This is a genomic window from Nocardia sp. NPDC051833 (assembly GCF_040681225.1).
Lineage (GTDB): Bacteria > Actinomycetota > Actinomycetes > Mycobacteriales > Mycobacteriaceae > Nocardia.
Map to the genome: position 1 here is coordinate 819,770 of NZ_JBFAYK010000002.1, position 17,100 is coordinate 836,869.

15 protein-coding genes and 1 pseudogene are annotated in these 17,100 nt (G+C 65.6%); 3 read left to right on the forward strand and 13 right to left on the reverse strand.

Going from position 1 to position 17,100, the window contains the following annotated elements; genetic code table 11:
• Nucleotides 1-96: 96 nt before the first annotated feature.
• Both AB0L91_RS21925 and AB0L91_RS21930 read right to left on the reverse strand, forming a co-directional pair.
• The gene (locus AB0L91_RS21925) at nt 97-1,023 is read right to left on the reverse strand and encodes an alpha/beta hydrolase (protein ID WP_365012631.1); all 927 of its coding nucleotides are present in this window, start codon (nt 1,021-1,023) and stop codon (nt 97-99) included.
• A gap of 173 nt (nt 1,024-1,196) precedes the next feature.
• On the reverse strand, nt 1,197-2,198 hold the full coding sequence (locus AB0L91_RS21930) for a WYL domain-containing protein (RefSeq protein ID WP_365012634.1): 1,002 nt from the start codon (nt 2,196-2,198) through the stop codon (nt 1,197-1,199).
• Nucleotides 2,199-2,291: 93 nt separating this feature from the next.
• On the opposite strand from AB0L91_RS21930, the gene AB0L91_RS21935 reads away from it, so the two are divergent.
• Nucleotides 2,292-3,134, forward strand: coding sequence for an NAD(P)H-binding protein (locus AB0L91_RS21935; protein WP_365012637.1), 843 nt, complete (start codon nt 2,292-2,294; stop codon nt 3,132-3,134).
• A 231-nt stretch (nt 3,135-3,365) separates the two neighbouring features.
• Here the strand turns inward: AB0L91_RS21935 and AB0L91_RS21940 are convergent, their stop codons facing one another.
• The 5 genes and pseudogenes from AB0L91_RS21940 to AB0L91_RS21960 all read right to left on the reverse strand — a co-directional run.
• Nucleotides 3,366-4,154, reverse strand: coding sequence for a ferritin-like domain-containing protein (locus AB0L91_RS21940; RefSeq protein WP_365012640.1), 789 nt, complete (start codon nt 4,152-4,154; stop codon nt 3,366-3,368).
• A gap of 750 nt (nt 4,155-4,904) precedes the next feature.
• Nucleotides 4,905-5,357 (reverse strand): hypothetical protein, encoded by a 453-nt coding sequence (locus AB0L91_RS21945; RefSeq protein ID WP_365012643.1) that lies wholly within the window; start codon nt 5,355-5,357, stop codon nt 4,905-4,907.
• Between the two features lie 240 nt (nt 5,358-5,597).
• The gene (locus AB0L91_RS21950) at nt 5,598-6,296 is read right to left on the reverse strand and encodes a TetR/AcrR family transcriptional regulator (protein WP_365012645.1); all 699 of its coding nucleotides are present in this window, start codon (nt 6,294-6,296) and stop codon (nt 5,598-5,600) included.
• A 96-nt stretch (nt 6,297-6,392) separates the two neighbouring features.
• The gene (dmpG, locus tag AB0L91_RS21955; protein WP_365012647.1) at nt 6,393-7,403 is read right to left on the reverse strand and encodes a 4-hydroxy-2-oxovalerate aldolase; all 1,011 of its coding nucleotides are present in this window, start codon (nt 7,401-7,403) and stop codon (nt 6,393-6,395) included.
• Nucleotides 7,400-7,927 (reverse strand): annotated as a pseudogene (locus AB0L91_RS21960) (acetaldehyde dehydrogenase); the annotation flags it as partial. The pseudogene AB0L91_RS21960 and the gene dmpG, both read right to left, overlap by 4 nt.
• Between AB0L91_RS21960 and AB0L91_RS21965 the strand changes: the two are divergent.
• The gene (locus AB0L91_RS21965) at nt 7,923-9,335 is read left to right on the forward strand and encodes an ATP-binding protein (protein ID WP_365012650.1); all 1,413 of its coding nucleotides are present in this window, start codon (nt 7,923-7,925) and stop codon (nt 9,333-9,335) included. The pseudogene AB0L91_RS21960 and the gene AB0L91_RS21965 overlap by 5 nt on opposite strands.
• 220 nt (nt 9,336-9,555) lie before the next feature.
• Here the strand turns inward: AB0L91_RS21965 and AB0L91_RS21970 are convergent, their stop codons facing one another.
• Genes AB0L91_RS21970 through AB0L91_RS21990 form a run of 5 tightly spaced genes read right to left on the reverse strand, consistent with a single transcriptional unit; the run spans nt 9,556 to nt 15,222 of the window.
• Nucleotides 9,556-10,716 (reverse strand): acyl-CoA dehydrogenase family protein, encoded by a 1,161-nt coding sequence (locus AB0L91_RS21970; protein WP_365012653.1) that lies wholly within the window; start codon nt 10,714-10,716, stop codon nt 9,556-9,558.
• 9 nt (nt 10,717-10,725) lie between these two features.
• Nucleotides 10,726-11,511 carry an enoyl-CoA hydratase-related protein gene (locus AB0L91_RS21975; protein WP_365012656.1) on the reverse strand — a complete coding sequence of 262 codons (786 nt, stop codon included), beginning with the start codon at nt 11,509-11,511 and terminating at the stop codon, nt 10,726-10,728.
• Nucleotides 11,508-13,175 (reverse strand): long-chain-fatty-acid--CoA ligase, encoded by a 1,668-nt coding sequence (locus tag AB0L91_RS21980; protein WP_365012658.1) that lies wholly within the window; start codon nt 13,173-13,175, stop codon nt 11,508-11,510. Before AB0L91_RS21980 ends, AB0L91_RS21975 begins: the two co-directional genes overlap by 4 nt.
• Nucleotides 13,172-14,362, reverse strand: a complete 1,191-nt coding sequence (locus tag AB0L91_RS21985; protein WP_365012660.1) for a thiolase family protein — start codon at nt 14,360-14,362, stop codon at nt 13,172-13,174. The genes AB0L91_RS21980 and AB0L91_RS21985 overlap by 4 nt, the downstream gene beginning before the upstream one ends.
• A 17-nt stretch (nt 14,363-14,379) precedes the next feature.
• Entirely contained in the window at nt 14,380-15,222 is an 843-nt protein-coding gene (locus tag AB0L91_RS21990; RefSeq protein WP_365012662.1) for a CoA transferase, read from the reverse strand.
• 102 nt (nt 15,223-15,324) lie between these two features.
• On the opposite strand from AB0L91_RS21990, the gene AB0L91_RS21995 reads away from it, so the two are divergent.
• Nucleotides 15,325-15,930, forward strand: coding sequence for a TetR/AcrR family transcriptional regulator (locus AB0L91_RS21995; RefSeq protein WP_365012665.1), 606 nt, complete (start codon nt 15,325-15,327; stop codon nt 15,928-15,930).
• A 579-nt stretch (nt 15,931-16,509) separates the two neighbouring features.
• Here AB0L91_RS21995 and AB0L91_RS22000 read toward each other — a convergent pair.
• A complete protein-coding gene (locus tag AB0L91_RS22000) occupies nt 16,510-16,929 on the reverse strand; it encodes a TetR/AcrR family transcriptional regulator (RefSeq protein ID WP_365012668.1) in 420 nt (139 codons plus the stop codon).
• Nucleotides 16,930-17,100 lie beyond the last annotated feature (171 nt).

Below are 17,100 nucleotides of genomic sequence, written 5' to 3' on the forward strand. Positions count from 1 at the left end.
GAGGCCGGGGCCTTTCGAGCTCTGCTGGTCGCGACCGAGGTCGATCACCCCGCCCGAGCATGAACGCACGCTCCAGCCGAGCATTCGGTGCGCGATTCAGAGGTTGGTGTCGAAGAAGGGAATCAGCGCGTCGAGGGCGATCTTCACCGGCTCGGGGCGGTCGTAGAGGTCGTAGTGTGAGTACCCTTCGGCCACGACCAACTGCTTCTTCTCGGACCGGGCGCGACGGTAGATCTCGAGTCCGTCCCGATAGGAGCCGAACGCGCCCGGCTTGTCGCCGACGACGACGCACAGTGGCTGGGTGAGCAGCACTTCCGCATGGGTGAACGCGTCCCAACCGTATCCCGCGGCGCGCCGCGAGATCATGCTGCGAGTCGCACCATGAGGCTGCTCGCCCCGGGCGGTCTTGTAGTACTCGGTTGCCTCGACCACGTCGATGTCGAGTCCCTCGGCGGCCTCCACCGAGGGCGGGAGCAGATTCTCGACAACCGGATCGGCGCCACGGGCTTCGGCCGTGCGCTGGGCTGCGATCGCCTCCAAGGCCATGATCGGGTCGTACCCGCTGAAAGCTTCATGGAGCAGGTGGCCGAAGTTCACGCCGACGACGCTGCCGACGACCTTGATTCGCCGTTCGGTCGTCGCGGCGCTGATGGAGTACCCTCCCCCACCGCAGATTCCGAGCACTCCGATCCGGTCCGTGTCGACGTACGGGAGGGTGACGAGGTGGTCGATGACGTAACTGAAGTCCTGCACGCGCTGCGTGGGATCTTCGATGAATCGGGGCTCACCACCGCTGGCGCCCTGGTAGCTGGCGTCGAAGGCGACGGCGACGTAGCCCGCGTCGGCGAGTGCTGTTCCGTAGACGTTCCCGGAGGTCTGTTCCTTGCAGCTGCCGATCGGATGGGCGGTGATGACGACGGGATACTTCCGGGTCTCGTCGAACCCCGGCGGCAGGTAGATGTTCGCGGCGATATCCCAATACGGCGTCTTTACTGTGGCCGAGACGATGTTGTCGATGCTCATGGAGGCAATCCCTTCGGATAGCGGCTGCGGCTGTGCGTCGGAGGCCGACGTCGTGCTTCAACCACTGTCCAGAGATTCGTGGTGCCGCGACAGAGTCCCGCTGTCAGGGGTACCCGCAGTTCCCCTCTCGGAGCGGCGGTCACCTCGCGGGGGAAGCGACCGCCGCAGGTGCTTCAAGACCCCGTCGCGGCCGCGAAGGCGGCGGCTCGGTCTCGCAGCAGCGCGACCAACTCGGGTGAGTCGACCACCTCGAACGGCCAGCGCACCCAGAGCAGTCCACCGGCCAGCATTTCGAGTCGGGTGTCGGCGATGCGCCAGTGCGTCCCTGGCTCGCCCGAGGGGAGGACGGCGGGTGAGAAGTCGGTGGCGAAGCCGCCCATGTAGGCCTGCACCTGGTCGATCGGGGCGTGGATCAGGATGGTGGCGGCGTGCTGGCGTGGGGGCGCTCCCAGTTGGGCGGCCAAGAACGCCGCGGGATCGCCGCCGGGAACCGTGCGCGTGGGAAATCGCAGGCCGGTCGGATCGGCGCGGGTGATCCGGTCGGCACGCAGGACCCGCCAGCCACGGTCGAGGTCGCGGCCGATGAGATACCACCGAGAGCCGCGCGGCACCAGGGCGACGGGTTCGATTCGGCGCACGGAGTCGGTACCGGCCTCCGTCCCGACGGTATTCATGTATCGCAGTCGAACTTGCTCGGAGTCGCGGCAAGCCAGAGCGAGAACGCCGAGAACTCCGGCGTCCAGCGGTGCCGGATAGGCCCCGGGTGTCATCCCGGCGGCGTCCCCGAGGGTCATCGACGAGCGCAGCGCCCGCATGCGGCGGGTGATCGAAGCGGGGAGTACCTGCTCGATCTTGGCCAGCGCGGTCAGCGCCAACTCACTTGCGCCTGCCGAGCCGTTCGCCGCTGACGAGGCGAGTGCGGCGGCAAGCGCGAGCGCCTCGTCGGCGGTGAAAACCAGTGGCGGTAGATCACTTCCGGTGGCGAGGCGGTAACCCCCCACCGGACCGCGTTGCGCGGCGATCCGGTAGCCCAGCCCGCGTAGTCGCTCGATGTCACGACGCAACGTGCGGCCCGGGATGCCGAGGCGTTCGGCCAGCTCCGCACCCGGCCACGAGCGGCGGGTCTGCAGCAGCTCGAGCAGCCGGAACGCGCGTTCGACCGAGGTGGACTCCATCCCATCACCTTTCCGAAATTGTGGACAGATTATGACCTAATCAACGACCAGTATGGACGTATCACCCCGGCACCACAGCAAAGGAACACAACGATGACCATCCTCGTCACCGGCGCGACGGGCTCCGTCGGCCGCCACCTCATCGCCACCCTCGTCGCGCGCGGCACGTCGGTTCGCGCGCTGACCCGCAAGCCCGAGGACGCGAACCTGCCCGAGAGTGTCGAGGTCGTCGCGGGCGATCTCGCCGATGCCTCGACCTTCGGCCCGCAGGTGTTCGAGGGCGTAGATCGGGCCTTTGTGTTTCCGGTGGACGGGGTGGACGTGTTCGTCGAGGCCGCCGTGGCCGCCGGCGTGCACCGTTTCACGGTCCTCTCCTCACTGGCGGCGGCGATGGAGTTCCCGCGTGACCGAGGCTCGGCCAGCCAGCGGCACCACAGCGCCGTAGAGGCCGCCGTCACCGACCGCACAGACGCCTGGACGATCCTGCGTCCCGGCACCTTCGCCAACAACCTGCTCTCCTGGGCCTGGCAGATCCGCTCGGGCGCACCGATCCGGGCGCCCTACCTGGGATCCGCGCAAGCACCGGTCCACGAATACGACATCGCGGAAGCCGCGGCCGAGACCTTGCTGTCCGACGATTACATCGGGGAGACGGTCGTGATCACCGGTCCGCAGGCACTCACGCGCACCGAACAGGTCACCGCCATCGGCGCCGTGATCGGCCGCGAGATCCCCCTGGTCGAGATCACCCCCGACGAGTTCGTCAGCGAGACAGCCCAGTTCATCCCGCAGCCGATCATGAAGATGCTGCTCGACTATTGGCGCGACACCCTCACCGTGCCCGACCAGGTACGCCCTGTCACCTCCGTGACCGGCAGGCCCGGGCGCACCCTCACCGACTGGATCACCGACCACCGAGCCGACTTCGGCGGCTGATGAGGCAGAGCGCGTTCGCACGGCCCGCCACATCGACCGGGGCGGGCCGTGCCCTGCCCGCCCCGGTGGGTGGCGCTTTGGGCAAGGAAGAAGCCGCAATGCCAGGTTGTCGTCGCGGGGATCGATGACAACCTGCGGCGCCGCGCGGTCAGCCGCTGCGCCGGGCGCAGAACCGGACCGCTCGGACCATTTGCCATCTGTGCCGGCCTCAGCGAAACATGCTGGGCCGCATCAGGTCCAGACGTAGCATTGCGGATCCATCCGTCGCCACGCGCGGTTCATCTTGGCGTAGGCGGCCCGGCGGTAATGCGGCCATGTGTACCCGCCGGCGCGGAGCGCGCGATGATGGCCGACCCATACCAGGAGCATGACCGCGAGGAACAGGACGCGGTGGACGACCATGGTGCAGCGGAAGCGGGTACGCGATCGGTTGCGCAGCAGCACCGCGAGTCGCTCACATTGCAACCACACGTGGGGCACTTCGTCGGCGAGGATCTGGGCGCAGACCGCACGCAGGACCGGTGAGCCGGTCGCCCGGCGAATCGCGTTGTAATAGACCATCGCCAGAACTTCGACCATGACCACCGGGGTGGTCCAGACCTCGATGTCGGTGATGCTGTACCGAAGTCTGCGAAAGAGCGTGTCACCCCAATCAGCCTGTCGCCGTGGGATTCCCGCATCATCCAAAATCCGGCCCAGCAGCGCGCCGTGACGTTGCTCCTCACGGATGAACAGATCGATGACATCGCGATACGCGGGATCATTGGTGGCAGCGGCGAATCGGTCCGCGGACGCCGCCAGATGTCGCCCATCCGATGTTTCGCCGAGCTGCCAGGCCTGCAGCGACCGGCGAAGGGGTGCCATCTCGGCTGGAGATGCCCCGACACCGTTCGATTGCCACGGAATCTCGCGCTGCTGGAGCGCATTCTGCTGGAAGTAGGCCAGCCATTCCTCGGTGGAGCGCACTCGTCGCTCACCCACCCGTTCACCGACCGACGTCGCGCTCTTCGATTCCCGCACAGTCTCCCCCTCTGCTCGCCTCCAGTCGTACCCGAAGCGGGAGTCGGCCGCCAGGTGAACCTGCGACGAGACCGAGGCCGAGCTACCGGGAACCGCTGTTTCCGGTAGCTCGGCGTGTAGGCAGTGAACACTCGCCAGGCGACCCCTCGCCGAAGGCACCGCCGAAGTTGTCACCGCATACGACAGGGCATCTGCTGCCTAGCCACGCGAATCAGATTGCCACTGAGCGAGACAACAGCCACCACTCCGAGCGGACTGTCTGTCTTTTCCAGTGCTCTATGGCGGCACACACCGGCAGCCGCAGCTCGGCCGGCTGCCTCGATCTTGTCGGCCATGAGCAGTGCAAGCTGAAATGAGGCCAGCCGACTCGGCTCTAAACCGCAATACTAGTAAGGCCCCGGACGGATCCTGCTCCGTGCGCCCCTCGCCGCGGCACCGGACCTTGTCCGGGGTTCTTGCTGGACAGGTCGGTGCTGGCTGGTTCAAATCGTCGCGTGACCGCTCTGGTACAGGATGCAACCCCTCGACTGGACCGGCGGGACTGGTGGTACTCGAGCATTGACACAGAAGTCTCCGCGCAGCAGTCCCAGCCGTCGCCGACCTGACCCCGATCCGCCACCCATCTCGATTCCCGAGTTCAGCACCACCCTCCGGTGGCTACGCGAGAGCCGCGGGCTCTCGCGGGAAAAGGCCATCAACAGCCGTCTCTAGATTTGCGCACGGTTGGTTGACAGCTCGGGTGCCCACGGGTCAGAAGGTCCTGCGATTCCGTAGGGCGCGGTGCTCCCGAAGGACGCGGCGGCTGTCGGTCGCGGCCAGCACCCACACGACCAATAGCGGTTGAAAAGCCAGTCGCACAAGCCGTTTGGCGTCGGTATCGAGACCGAATGCGTCGACGTGGTTGACCAGCTGCGCAATGTTGCCGGGGAAGATCGCGACGAAGAAGGCCGCGACCGCGCCGCCAACAATCGCGCGGCGGGGCTGGTTCCAGGTCGCAAGAAGCGCGCTACCGAGACCGACCTCGATAACCCCGGACGCGACGACGACAAGGTCGGGGTCCACTGGCAACCATTGCGGGACCTGCGCCCGGAATTCCTGGCGCAGGAACGTCAGATGGCCGATGCCAGCAGCGCCAAGCAATGCCCCCATCGAGGCCTGACCAAGCGCACGAAACCGGTTCGGGCCTTTCATATTCCGTGACATCGGCAATCTCCTTCTAGACAGGCCCACAGACACTGACATCGTCGTGGGCGAAAAGATCTTTGTGTGTACTCCCGGCGGATGCGTCCTATCCGGAATCGGGGTGTTGTGGCGAGACGTCTGTGAGACTCATTCGCGCACAGTTGTCATGTTCGAGTTCCACTGGTCACCCCAGCGGCAGCAGGACCAGGTTCACCGTCTCGGTCTGGGTGACCACGATATTCGCGTTTCACCGAAGGGGCCTCACCGAATCCAGTCTCCGACACCCGCGACACCAGCATCTCGATGTATTCGGCCATGGCGCGATATCGTTGCCACGAAGTCCACTGAGGTCCCCCGCGCAACCAACAGCATCGTCATTTCCGTCGTCAACTCGACCAAAATCGACAGGGGTAGCGCGGGCTCGCGTGATAGCCACTCGCGTGCGATAGCGTTGACCACGGCCGTGAGCAGCCATGCGGTATCGCCGTCCTGGCGCGTACCTGTCGCCTCCAGGAAATTCAGAATGTGCCCTGCCCACCTGTGCGCGTGAGGTCTGCATTCCTGTTCGATGCGTCCACCGACGCCTCTGAGCTCGATTACGGCGAAGTCGGCGCGATACGGCGCGCTGTCGATCGAACCGAAATAGGCGGTCAGACCGGCACGCACGGCCATGATCGGGTCGGCGGACACGGTCAGGTCGGCAAAAGTCCGTGCCACCGCGACGGCCGCGTCGTCCTGCACCCGGGCGTAGGCCGCGATGAGAACCTCATCCAGGGTTTCGAATTCCTCGTAGAACTGCCGCTTCGACAGGCCCGCGGACTCACAGATGTCGACGAGCGAGCACGAAAGGTGACCCCGCTCGGCGCACACCCGGGTCGCTGCTCCCAGGAACTGCTGTCGCCGGCGCGCCTTGCGCAGCGCGACGCTCTGGCCTGCGTACCGCCTGGCACCGGCGATCATGGCGCACCATCCTCCGGCTTGTCGGGACGGCAGTCTCAGCCTCCTGTGACAAAGGCTGGGACCGCGTCACCTTCCGGCCCGCGTAGGCCGGAAGTCTCAGTGATCGCTGACCAGGTCGAGCGCGATATCGGCGATCATGTCTTCCTGTCCGCCCACCAGACCACGCCGACCGGCGGCGGTGAGCAGCGTGCGCACGTCGACACCGTAGGTGGCCGAGGCGTTCTCCGCGTGGCGCAGGAAGCTCGAGTAGACGCCCGCATAGCCGAGCGTCAGCGTCTCGCGGTCGACCTGGACAGGCCGATCCATCAGCGGCCGGACCAGGTCGTCGGCCGCGTCGGTCAGCTGATCGAGGTTCGCGCCGTGTTCCCAGCCGGTCAGGTCGGCCACCGCGACGAACGCTTCGAGTGGAGTGTTACCTGCACCGGCGCCGAGTCCGGCCAGGGACGCGTCGACGCGGGCCACCCCCTCCTCCACCGCGACGACGCTGTTCGCCACGGCCAACGAGAGGTTCTGGTGGGCGTGGATTCCGATCTGGGTGTCGGAGTTGAGCACATTCCGGTAGGCGCGGACACGTTCGCGGACACCGTCCATGGTGAGCCGCCCACCGGAGTCGGTGACGTAGACGCATTGCGCGCCATAGGTTTCCATGAGTTTCGCCTGGTCGGCCAAACCTTCCGGGCTGTTCATATGGCTCATCATCAAGAAGCCGGACACGTCCATGCCGAGTTCGCGCGCAGCGGAGATGTGCTGGGCGGAGATGTCCGCCTCGGTGCAGTGCGTGGCCACCCGGACCGAGCGCACGCCGAGATCGAACGCACGGTGCAAGTCCTCGATAGTGCCGATTCCGGGCAGGAGCAGCGTCGTCAGCCGTGCGTACTGCAGCACGCCTGCCGCTGCTTCGATCCACTCCCAGTCGGTGTGGCTGCCAGGTCCGTAGTTGAGGCTGCCGCCGTGCAGCCCGTCGCCGTGGGCGACCTCGATCGCGTCCACGCCGGCGGCGTCTAGCGCGGCGGCGATCCGGGCGACTGTGTCGGGTTTGATGCGGTGCCGCAGGGCATGCATGCCGTCGCGCAGGGTGACGTCCTGCAGGAAGACTTCGGTGGTCATCGGACACTCTCCTTGGTGGCTGCGGCGATCCGTTCGGCGACCTGTACCGCGGCCGAGGTCATGATGTCGAGGTTGCCCGCGTAGGCGGGCAGGTAGTGCGCGGCGCCTTCCACCTCGAGGAAGACGCTGACCTGGTGGGTGACCGGGGCATCGCCGACGAGCGTGCGCAGCGGAGCTCCGGCCTCGACCGGCGTGATCTGCACGTCCTGCTTCAACCGGTAGCCCGGCACGTAGGCGGCGACATCGGCCACCATGGCCAGGATCGATTCCTTGATCCGCGCGTGGACCTCGGCCTCTGCGGAGTCGATGAGCGCCAGCACGGTGTCCCGCATGATCAGCGGCGGCTCCGCGGGATTGAGCACGATGATCGCCCGGCCACGCTGAGCGCCGCCCACCGCGGCGATCGCGGTCGAGGTGGTCTCGGTGAACTCGTCGATATTGGCACGGGTGCCAGGGCCCGCCGATTTCGACGCTATCGACGCGACGATCTCGGCATAGGGCACCGCGGTGACCCGCGCGATGGCACACGCACTCATCGCGGCCGCCGGCACCGAGACCGTGCTCGACCAGCCTGCCTTGCAGGCGTTCGCCACCAGGATCGGCGCATACCACGCCAACCTGGACTCCCTCGCACACAGGGACGATCTCGTCGTCCAGCAGAAGGTCGCGCAACTGACCGCCAGCCCGCAGTGGCGGCAACTGGTCGAGTTCGAGAGCACGTTGATCGCCAGAGGCGCTGCCCCCACTCCGACAGATCTCACCTCGGACACCTCTCGGTCGGACCGCGACGAACCTGCCCGGCAGCTGTCCGCCGATTCCGCGGCAGCACAGCAGGTTCTTGGACTGATCGTGGACGGCCTGTTGACGCTGTGGCGTGCCAACTTCGTCGGTGTGCAACAGCGAGCGACCGACATCGCGGACGACGCCGCGCGGAACTCCGCGCTGACCGTGCTCGGAGCCCTGATACTCGCCGCGGTGACATTCATTCTGACCTCATGGTTGGCCAGCGGACTCATTCGACGTCTCCGACGCCTTGAGCTGCACACATTGGCCGTCGCGGACACGGAGCTGCCGGCGATCTTGGCCCGGATCCGCGCCGGTGACGCGATCGATCTGGCCTCGGCACTGCCTCCGACGGACTTCGGTGACGATGAAATCGGACAGCTGGCAGAGGCATTTGACACCGCACAGCGCGCAGCGGTGGCGGCGGCGATGGCCGAAGCTAGGACTCGCGGCGCGGTCAACGCGATCTTCTTGAACCTCGCACACCGCAGCCAAGCCATGGCGTATCGACAACTCGAAATTCTCGACGCCGCGGAAGCTCACGAAGAAGATCCGGAACAGATGGATCTGCTGTTCAAACTCGACCATCTGGCCACGCGCGAACGCCGCAACGCCGAGAACCTGATCATCCTCGGCGGTGAACGCCCCGGCCGACAATGGCGATATCCGGTGATACTCAGCGACGTCGTACGAGGCGCGATCACCGAGTCCAAGGACTACACGCGCGTCGAACTCACCCATTTTCCCGATGTCTCGGTCAACGGCGATGTCGTCGCCGACATCATCCACTTGCTGGCCGAGCTGATCGAGAACGCCACCTACTTCTCATCCGCGACCGCACTCGTCACCGTCTCGGGCAGCCTAGTCGGGGGCTGCGCGATGGTCGAGATCACTGATCAAGGGCAGGGAATGTCCCAGCCGGAGCTGAGCCGAGTCAACCGAATCCTCGAAAGCGCGCCGGATTTCGGTCTCATGCAACTTTCGAGCGATGCACGGATGGGGCTGATCGTGGTCTCGATCCTCGCCGGCCGTAACGAGATCAAGGTTCAGCTCACCGAGCCGGACCACGGCGGAGTCAGGGCGACTGTGTTCATACCTCCCACCCTGCTCGACGACAGATCGCTGTTCGAACCCGCCGGGCACCGGTGATCCACACCAGACGGACCCAGCGACCATGACGAAGTCGGCCGCAACGCTCGTTGGCCACTCACGCCCGTCCGCGTGGCTGGATGGTCAGGGCCGCGCCGGCGCGACCCTGCTACGAGGCCGCGACGAACACCGCTATCTGCCACCAGCGATCGCCGACGAAGGGACAGTGCGCAACCCACCCGGGTCGGGGACAACCACGACGTGGCTGTGGGGTCGGCGATCAGAGGGTGCGCGCGATGAGCTCTTTCATGATCTCGTTGGTGCCGCCGTAGATCTTCTGCACGCGCGCCGCGGTGTACATCTGCGCGATCGGGTACTCCATCATGTAGCCGTACCCTCCGAAGATCTGCAGGCAGCGGTCGACGACTCGGCACTGCATTTCCGATCCCCACAGTTTGGCCATCGACGCGGTCGCGGCATCGAGTGTTCCGTCTATCGCGCGCTGGATGCAGTGGTCGATCAGGGTCTTGCCAGCCAGCACCTCGGTCTTGCATTCGGCGAGAACGAATTTCGTGTTCTGGAAGTCGAGGACCGGTTTCCCGAAGGCCTGCCGCTCCTTGGCATATCGAACAGCTTCGACAACGGCCGCCTCGGCTGCGGCCACACCGACGATGCCGATGCTCAGTCGTTCCCGTGGTAGCTGGTTCATCAACTGGTAGAAGCCTTGCCCTTCAGCCCCGCCGAGCAAGTTGCGCGCCGGGACTCGCATGTCTACGAAGGTCAGCTCGCGGGTGTCCTGCCCGTGCTGACCGACCTTGCGCAGCACGCGTCCGCGTTCGAACCCTGCCAGCCCCTCGGTCTCGGCGACGATAAGAGATACGCCCTTGGCGCCCAGCGAAGGATCGGTTTTGGCGACGATGATCAAGAGATCGCAGTGGGTTCCGTTGGAGATGAACGTCTTCGAGCCGTTGATGACGTAGTCGTCGCGGTCGCGTACCGCGGTGGTTCGGACTGCCTGGAGATCTGATCCGGTGCCGGGCTCGGTCATCGCGATCGCGATGACCGACTCGCCGGTAGCGGTCTTGGGCAGCCACCGTGCCTGCTGTTCCTCAGTGCCGCAGGCCGAGAGGTAGTGCGCGCCGATCGTCGAATGCACGCCGTATCCGAAGGCGGAGTCACCGGCCAGGGCCAATTCCTGCTGGACGATGGCGTCGTGGCCGAAGTTGCCTCCGCTGCCGCCGTAGTGCTCGGGCAACTCCAGGCAGAGCAGGCCTGCGTCGCCTACTTTGTTCCAGAAGCCGCGGTCGACTTCGTGTTGTTGGGCCCAGCGTTCCTGGTTCGGGGTCGCTTCGCGCCGGAAGAACTCCGCGGCATGCTTGCGCAGCATCGCCTGGTCGTCGGTCTCCCAGGGTGCGCGGTAGTCGGGGAACAGGTCGGACATGTCGGTTCTCTACTTTCCGGTGAATTCGGGGGCTCGTTTGGCCAGGAAGGCGGCCTGGCCTTCGTGGCTGTCGTCGGAAGCAAGCGCGATGTGGAAGTTGCGCTTCTCGTGCTGCAAGCCCTGGCTCAGTGAGGTCTCGAACGAGGCGAGGGCGGCGTCCTTGGCCAGCGCCACCGCCATAGGTGAGTTGCGTGCGATGCGTTCTGCCAGCGCGAGCGCACGGTCGAGCGCGGTGCCGTCGGGGGTCACCTCCGACACCAGGCCCGCCGCGAGCGCCGTCTGCGCATCGACGAATTCGCCCGAGAGCAGCATGGTCATCGCCGTCGATTTACCGACGGCCCGGATCAATCGCTGTGTACCGCCGGCGCCGGGGATCACCCCGAGTTTGACCTCGGGAACACCGAACCGCGCCGAAGTACCAGCGATCGCGATATCGCAGGCCAAGGCAAGCTCGAGACCGCCACCGAGGGCGAGTCCTTCGACGGCAGCGATGACCGGCTTGGGGAATTCGGCCAGCACCGGCCACATCCGTGCATCCATCGCCCTGGAGTCACCGAGCAGTGCGACCTGTCGCATGTCGTCGAATCCGGTGATGTCGGCGCCCGCGCAGAAACAACCGTCCGCACCGGTGATGACCACTGCACAGGTCGCCTGATTGTGCCGCAGCGCTCGCAACGCGCTGTCGATCGCGTCGACGAGTGCAGGCGAAAGGCTGTTTCGCGCTGCGGGGCGGTTGATCTCGAGGACCGCGACGGCGCCCTCGTGGCGCGACTTCAGAATCGGTTCGCTGGTCATCGGGCGTCCTCGTAGGTATCGGAGTACTGCACCCGCATGGCCTTTTTGTCGAGCTTGCCGACGCTGGTGCGTGGCAGCTCGTTCATGTACAGCACCGTCTCCGGCAGTTGCCATTTCGCGAAGGAACCCTCGAGCACAGCGTGGATTTCGCGCAGCGGCAGCTCCCTGCCATCCACCGTGACCACGAGTGCGACCGGGCGCTCCTGCCATTTCGGGTGCGGAACCCCGATCACCGCGGCCTCGAGAATCTTGGGGTGCCCGACGATCGCGTTCTCCATGTCGATCGAGGAGATCCACTCTCCGCCGCTTTTGATCACGTCCTTGATCCGGTCGGTGATCTTCAGATAGCCGCGCTGGTCGATCCGGCCGACATCACCTGTGCGCCAGTAGCCCTCATGGAATCGGTCGCCGTCGTCGGGTAGCTTGTGGTAGCTCTCGACGATCCACGGCCCGCGCACAAGGATCTCGCCCTGGGCGAGGCCGTCGTGGGGCAGGTCGTTGCCCTGCGCATCGACGATCCGGATATCCACGCCGACGGCCGGCAGGCCTTGGGACCGTTTGAGATCCCATCGCTCATCCTCGGTGAGCGTGGTCCGCAGGCAGGGCTTCACCGGCCCGTTGGCCGTGACCATCGGCGTCGTCTCGGTGGCGCCGTAGCCGTGAACGATGTCGGCACCAGTCAGGTCGTGGAAACCGCGCATCATCGACAGTGGCGGTTCGGTGGCTCCCGAGAGCAGTTTGGCCCGGCTGAAGTCCGGCTTCACATCGAGGGTTGTGATGTAATCGAGCATCGGCTGGAAGATCGCCGGCGCGCCGTTGGCGATCGTGACCTTCTCGGCGATCATCGCATCGGCCAGTACCGAGGTGTCCTCCGCCATATACCGTCCGGGAAGCACGATCTTGGCGGCACTGAACACACCCGACTGCGGAAGCCCCCACGACTGTCCGTGGAACATCGGAGTGATGATCATGACCGCGTCGTCAGGGGTCATACTCAACGTCGCGGCCTGCGCCATGGCGTGCAGATACATCCCGCGATGCGAGTAATAGACGCCCTTCGGCCTGCCGGTCGTGCCCGTCGTGTAACACGCGCTGTAGGTGGAGGTTTCGTCGATCATCGGCCAGCCGATCTCAGCATCGGCCGCAGCGATCAGGTCTTCGAAGTGGTGAACGTTCGGCAGCGAGGTGGAGATCTCCGACAGCGGCCGGTCCGACATCAGCACCCACCCCTCGACGCCGACGCCCTGCGCCACCAGGGACTCCGCGACCGGGAGCAAGCTCTCGTCGACGAGTACGAACCGTGCGTTGCTGTGAGTGACGACGTAGCCGAGGTCTTCGGCGGACAACCGGAGGTTCATCTGCAGCATCGCCGCCGCGATTCCCGGGATCGCCCAGTACAGCTCGAAGTGCCGCCTGCTGTTCCAGTCGAGGATGCCGACCACATCGGCGGGCCCGATACCCAGTCCGCGAAGGGCGTTGGCGGCTTTCCGGATCCGCGCGTAGGACTCTCCGTAGGTGTAGCGGTCCCAGCCACCATCGGCGGTCCGGAACACGATCTCCTGCTCGGGGTGGGTACGGGCAGCGTGCCGGATCAGCGTGGTGGTGTTGAGCTGGTAATGGTCGCCGTGCGTCGACGGCAGGCCCTTGACGATCTCGTAGCTCATCGCTGGCTCCTGGAGATTCGTTCGATGATGGTGGTGTTGGCGGTACCCGTCGCCTCGCAGATCGTCTGCAGACCCAGGTCCTTGCCGGTGCGCTCGAGCTCGTGGAGCAGGTCGGTCAACATGCGAGCACCAGTCGATCCGAGCGGATGACCGATAGCCACCGAGCCACCGTTGACGTTGAGCCGGTCGTCGGAAACCCCGAACTCCTGCTGGAACATCAACGGCACACCAGCGAAGGCCTCGTTGACCTCGAACAGATCGATGTCCTCGACAGACAGACCGGACCGTCGCAGGGCTTTATGCGTCGCATCGAGAATCGCGCTGAACTGGATCACCGGATCGGCGCCTGCCACCGTGAGCGCACGGAAGCGGGCACGCGGGACCAGACCGTGGCGCTCGGCGAATTCCCGGTCGGCAATCATCAGCGCGGCGGCGCCGTCGCTGAGCTGAGAGGAGTTCGCCGCGGTCGTCCGCCCATCGGCCGCGAACACTGTTGTCAGCGAGGCCATTTTGTCACGGTCCAGGTGCGCACGGATACCTTCGTCCGCCTCGATCGAAGGTCCGCTGGGATCGTCCGGATCGGAGGTGAGCGGTACCAACTGCTCCCGGAAATACCCGGCCGCGGTCGCGGCGAGGGCTCGCTCGTGGCTACGGGCACTGAAATCGTCCAGAGCCGCACGCGAGAGGGCGAATTTTTCGTTCATGATCTCCGATGACACGCCCTGTGCCACGAGGCACCCCTCGTACCTGGCGAGCTCGCGTGGGCTGTAGTGCGGACCGAGTGGTGCACCGGGCACCATCGCGGCCGGCATCGGCACCTGCGACATCGACTCGACACCGCAGGCGATGACGAGGTCGTGTGACCCCGCGATGACAGCTTGCGCGGCGAAGCTCACGGCCTGCTGGCCCGAGCCGCACTGCCGGTCGACGGTCACCGCGGGCACCGACTCGGGCAGTCCCGCCGCCAGCACCGCGTGCCTGCCGATATTGCCCGCCTGCTGTTCCTGGGTGAGCACACACCCGGTGATGACGTCTTCGATCAATGCCGGCTCGACACCGGTACGGTCGACCAGTTCCCGCAACGTCTGCCCCAGCAGATCGACCGGGTGCCATCGATGCAGCACCCCGCCGCGTCGTCCGACCGGTGTACGGACCGCACCGACGATGACAGCTTCACGAACAGCCACTTCTCTACTCCTTGCGATCAACTACGGATGCCGACGAGGGGGATGTCCCAGCGTTCGGCGAGTTCTTCCCATTCGGCGGTGGACCGGGTCGCGAACACGTTCGCGATCTCCTCGCGATGGCCCTCGACCCCCAGCGCTTGGCATGTTCGGGTCCGGAAGTGCGGTTCGAGTGCGGCCAGCGCGACGTGACCGTCCGCGCTGGCGTAGATCCCGTAGGCGGCGTCCGCGCCTCCCAGCGGTCCGCCGTCGCCCATGAGTCCGTGTCGGACCGCCGCGCCCGCCGCCGCTGCGGCATGTTCGAGCACCACCCGATGGTGTTGCCCCACACCGGAAACCGCCGTCAACATCAGCGCGAGCAATGCCGCAGAGACTGCCCGCTCGGCGCCGAGGAAATCGGCGACCGGAACCGTCGGCATCGCAGGCGGCTGCAGTGTCCCGTGCACGGCCTGATAGGTCAGGTCGTGGCCGGCCAGCTCCTCCTTCGCACCGTCGTGGCCCACGATTTCCACATGAGACAGTCGTCGGTGGGTTCGCGTCGGGTCGGCTAGCCCGAGTTTGCGCAGCGCCGACGGACGCATGGCTGTGACGAGCAGATCCGCCCCCGCGAGCTCGCTGTCGAGCGTGGCCCGGTCGACCGACTTCTTGAGGTCCAGGGTCATGACTCGCTGACCGGCTGTGAGCTCCCGATACCAGCTCGGTACTACTGCCGACACCGGATCGCCGGTGGGCGGTTCGACCTTCGTGACGGACGCTCCGAGATCGGTGAGCCGCGCCGCCGCGAGCGGCCCGGGCAGGTTGATCGCCAGTGTGACTACGTGAACACCCTTGAGTGGGTGGGCGGGCGAATCGAGCCGTGACATCGGCAACTCCCTTCGTTGCTATATGAGTGTATAGCAAACAGTGCGAATGTAAAGCCCTTCGTGTCGGTTGTATGATCCTGCCGAGAGGAGACCCCGACACCTGTGACCGATCCACGAGCGAGTGACGACGACCTGACGGCGAAGGCCAGAATTCGCAATGCCGCCCTTGACCTGTACGCCGAGCAAGGTGAGGACCGCGTATCGATGCGCGCCGTCGCCGACGCCGCCGGGGTCACGGTCGGACTGGTACAGCACCACTTCAAGACCAAAGACGGCCTGCGGAACGCAGTCGAACAGCTCGTCGTCGACTACCACGCGCACGCGATCGCGCAAGTCCCCGATGAAGGTCCGGCCAACGAAGTGGCCGCTGCCCGAAACGAGGCAGTGCGGGTCATGCTCGAAACGCACCCCACAGTGGTGAACTATCTTCGCCGCGCGCTACTGAATCCGAACGAGGGCGGCAGGCAGCTACTGGCCCGACTCACCGAACTGAGTCGCAGTGAGATCGCCAGACTGCGCGACGCTGGACTCGCCTCGACCAGTCGGCCCGAGATGGGCCAGACGATCGGGCTCATGATTCGGCAAGTGGGACAGCTGTTCCTCCAGCCCATGGTCGATGCGATGTGGGAACAGCTGGCAGGACCCGACGCGAAACCCGATGGCAAACCCGAGCTCGTAGTCACGACCCGAGACCCAGACAACCGCTAGTTCCGGAGTGCCGCGGTCGGGGCATTCGCCTCGGCAGACACGGCCAAGGATCCAACATGTTTGGGCTTCCTCGGCGGCCGTCGCGCCACGCCGTGAAACTGCGCAGAAGCATGCCCAAAATGCTTCAGATTCAAGCGATTCGGCGTGGTCGACACCTCCGATAGCGCCGGGCCGTGTGCTGCATCATTCTCGGTGTTGCCTCCATGAACCTTTACGTGAGCACCAATGGCGTCACTGCCAGAACACATTCGGCCGAGGTATATCCGAGATGGGGACGGAACCAACACACATATGCAGGTCACGACACTCAAATCGCGTACCGGCCCAGCTACGACCAGGCATTCTCCAGGTTCCCACCTGGTTTGTCCTGCCGAGTGCGCATCGAACATGGGATCAAGTACCAGCCTCCACCAGCGGCCCGACATCGTCGGATCGATGTGGAATCCGCGATGACAAGACGTTTTCCGGTTGTCCTTGTTCCGTAAGGCCTGTCGAGTGCACGAACCTGCGATACATCCCGCCGTTCGCACTCGTCCGTACTCGTCGAGCCCACGCCCAGACTCGAACAGCTGGAGTCGACTATCCTCCGGTAAGGAGCGCCTGGACGAGTTGATGAATGTGCGCCTGTGCGTGACCTGAATGGCTCCCTTGATGTAGCACCGCCGCGAACTCCCCGCCGTGATGCTCGTGATCGATCATCGCGTAGGTGCTCAGAACCTTCTCCAGGCGCTGCTCGACGCTGCCACCTCGCTCGACGATCTGGGCCAGCTGCTGCAGGTGCCCGCCGACGCGCCGCTCATGCCAGGCCCGCATGATCGATTCCACATCGGGGAAGTACTTGTACAACGTCGCCCGGCCGATACCGGCTTGCTCCGCGATCTGCGTCATCGTCACCGACGCGAGTCCGTTCTCCGCGACCAACTCGGCCGTCGTGTCCAGCAAGGCGTCCCGCACAGCTTGGCGATGCGCGGTGATGGCGTCATTCCACAGCTTGGGCACGACCGAAGTATTTCACGGGCTACCACCGGCCCAGATCCACCAGCTTCCCGGCAAGCGGCGCAGGCCGGCTTCAAGCGGCCGGGTAGCACCACTCGAATGGAGTGGTGGGGCCAACGCGCAGCCACCGGCCAACCCGCCGAACATCGGGTGGCGACCAGCCGGTGTCGTGAC

Bases quoted from the DNA above. Each gene is read 5' to 3' on its own strand.
- AB0L91_RS21925 (WP_365012631.1), bottom strand. From the start codon at position 1,023: ATGAGCATCGACAACATCGTCTCGGCCACAGTAAAGACGCCGTATTGG.
- AB0L91_RS21930 (WP_365012634.1), bottom strand. From the start codon at position 2,198: ATGGAGTCCACCTCGGTCGAACGCGCGTTCCGGCTGCTCGAGCTGCTG.
- AB0L91_RS21935 (WP_365012637.1), top strand. From the start codon at position 2,292: ATGACCATCCTCGTCACCGGCGCGACGGGCTCCGTCGGCCGCCACCTC.
- AB0L91_RS21945 (WP_365012643.1), bottom strand. From the start codon at position 5,357: ATGTCACGGAATATGAAAGGCCCGAACCGGTTTCGTGCGCTTGGTCAG.
- AB0L91_RS21950 (WP_365012645.1), bottom strand. From the start codon at position 6,296: ATGATCGCCGGTGCCAGGCGGTACGCAGGCCAGAGCGTCGCGCTGCGC.
- dmpG (WP_365012647.1), bottom strand. From the start codon at position 7,403: ATGACCACCGAAGTCTTCCTGCAGGACGTCACCCTGCGCGACGGCATG.
- AB0L91_RS21965 (WP_365012650.1), top strand. From the start codon at position 7,923: ATGGCACACGCACTCATCGCGGCCGCCGGCACCGAGACCGTGCTCGAC.
- AB0L91_RS21970 (WP_365012653.1), bottom strand. From the start codon at position 10,716: ATGTCCGACCTGTTCCCCGACTACCGCGCACCCTGGGAGACCGACGAC.
- AB0L91_RS21975 (WP_365012656.1), bottom strand. From the start codon at position 11,511: ATGACCAGCGAACCGATTCTGAAGTCGCGCCACGAGGGCGCCGTCGCG.
- AB0L91_RS21980 (WP_365012658.1), bottom strand. From the start codon at position 13,175: ATGAGCTACGAGATCGTCAAGGGCCTGCCGTCGACGCACGGCGACCAT.
- AB0L91_RS21990 (WP_365012662.1), bottom strand. From the start codon at position 15,222: ATGTCACGGCTCGATTCGCCCGCCCACCCACTCAAGGGTGTTCACGTA.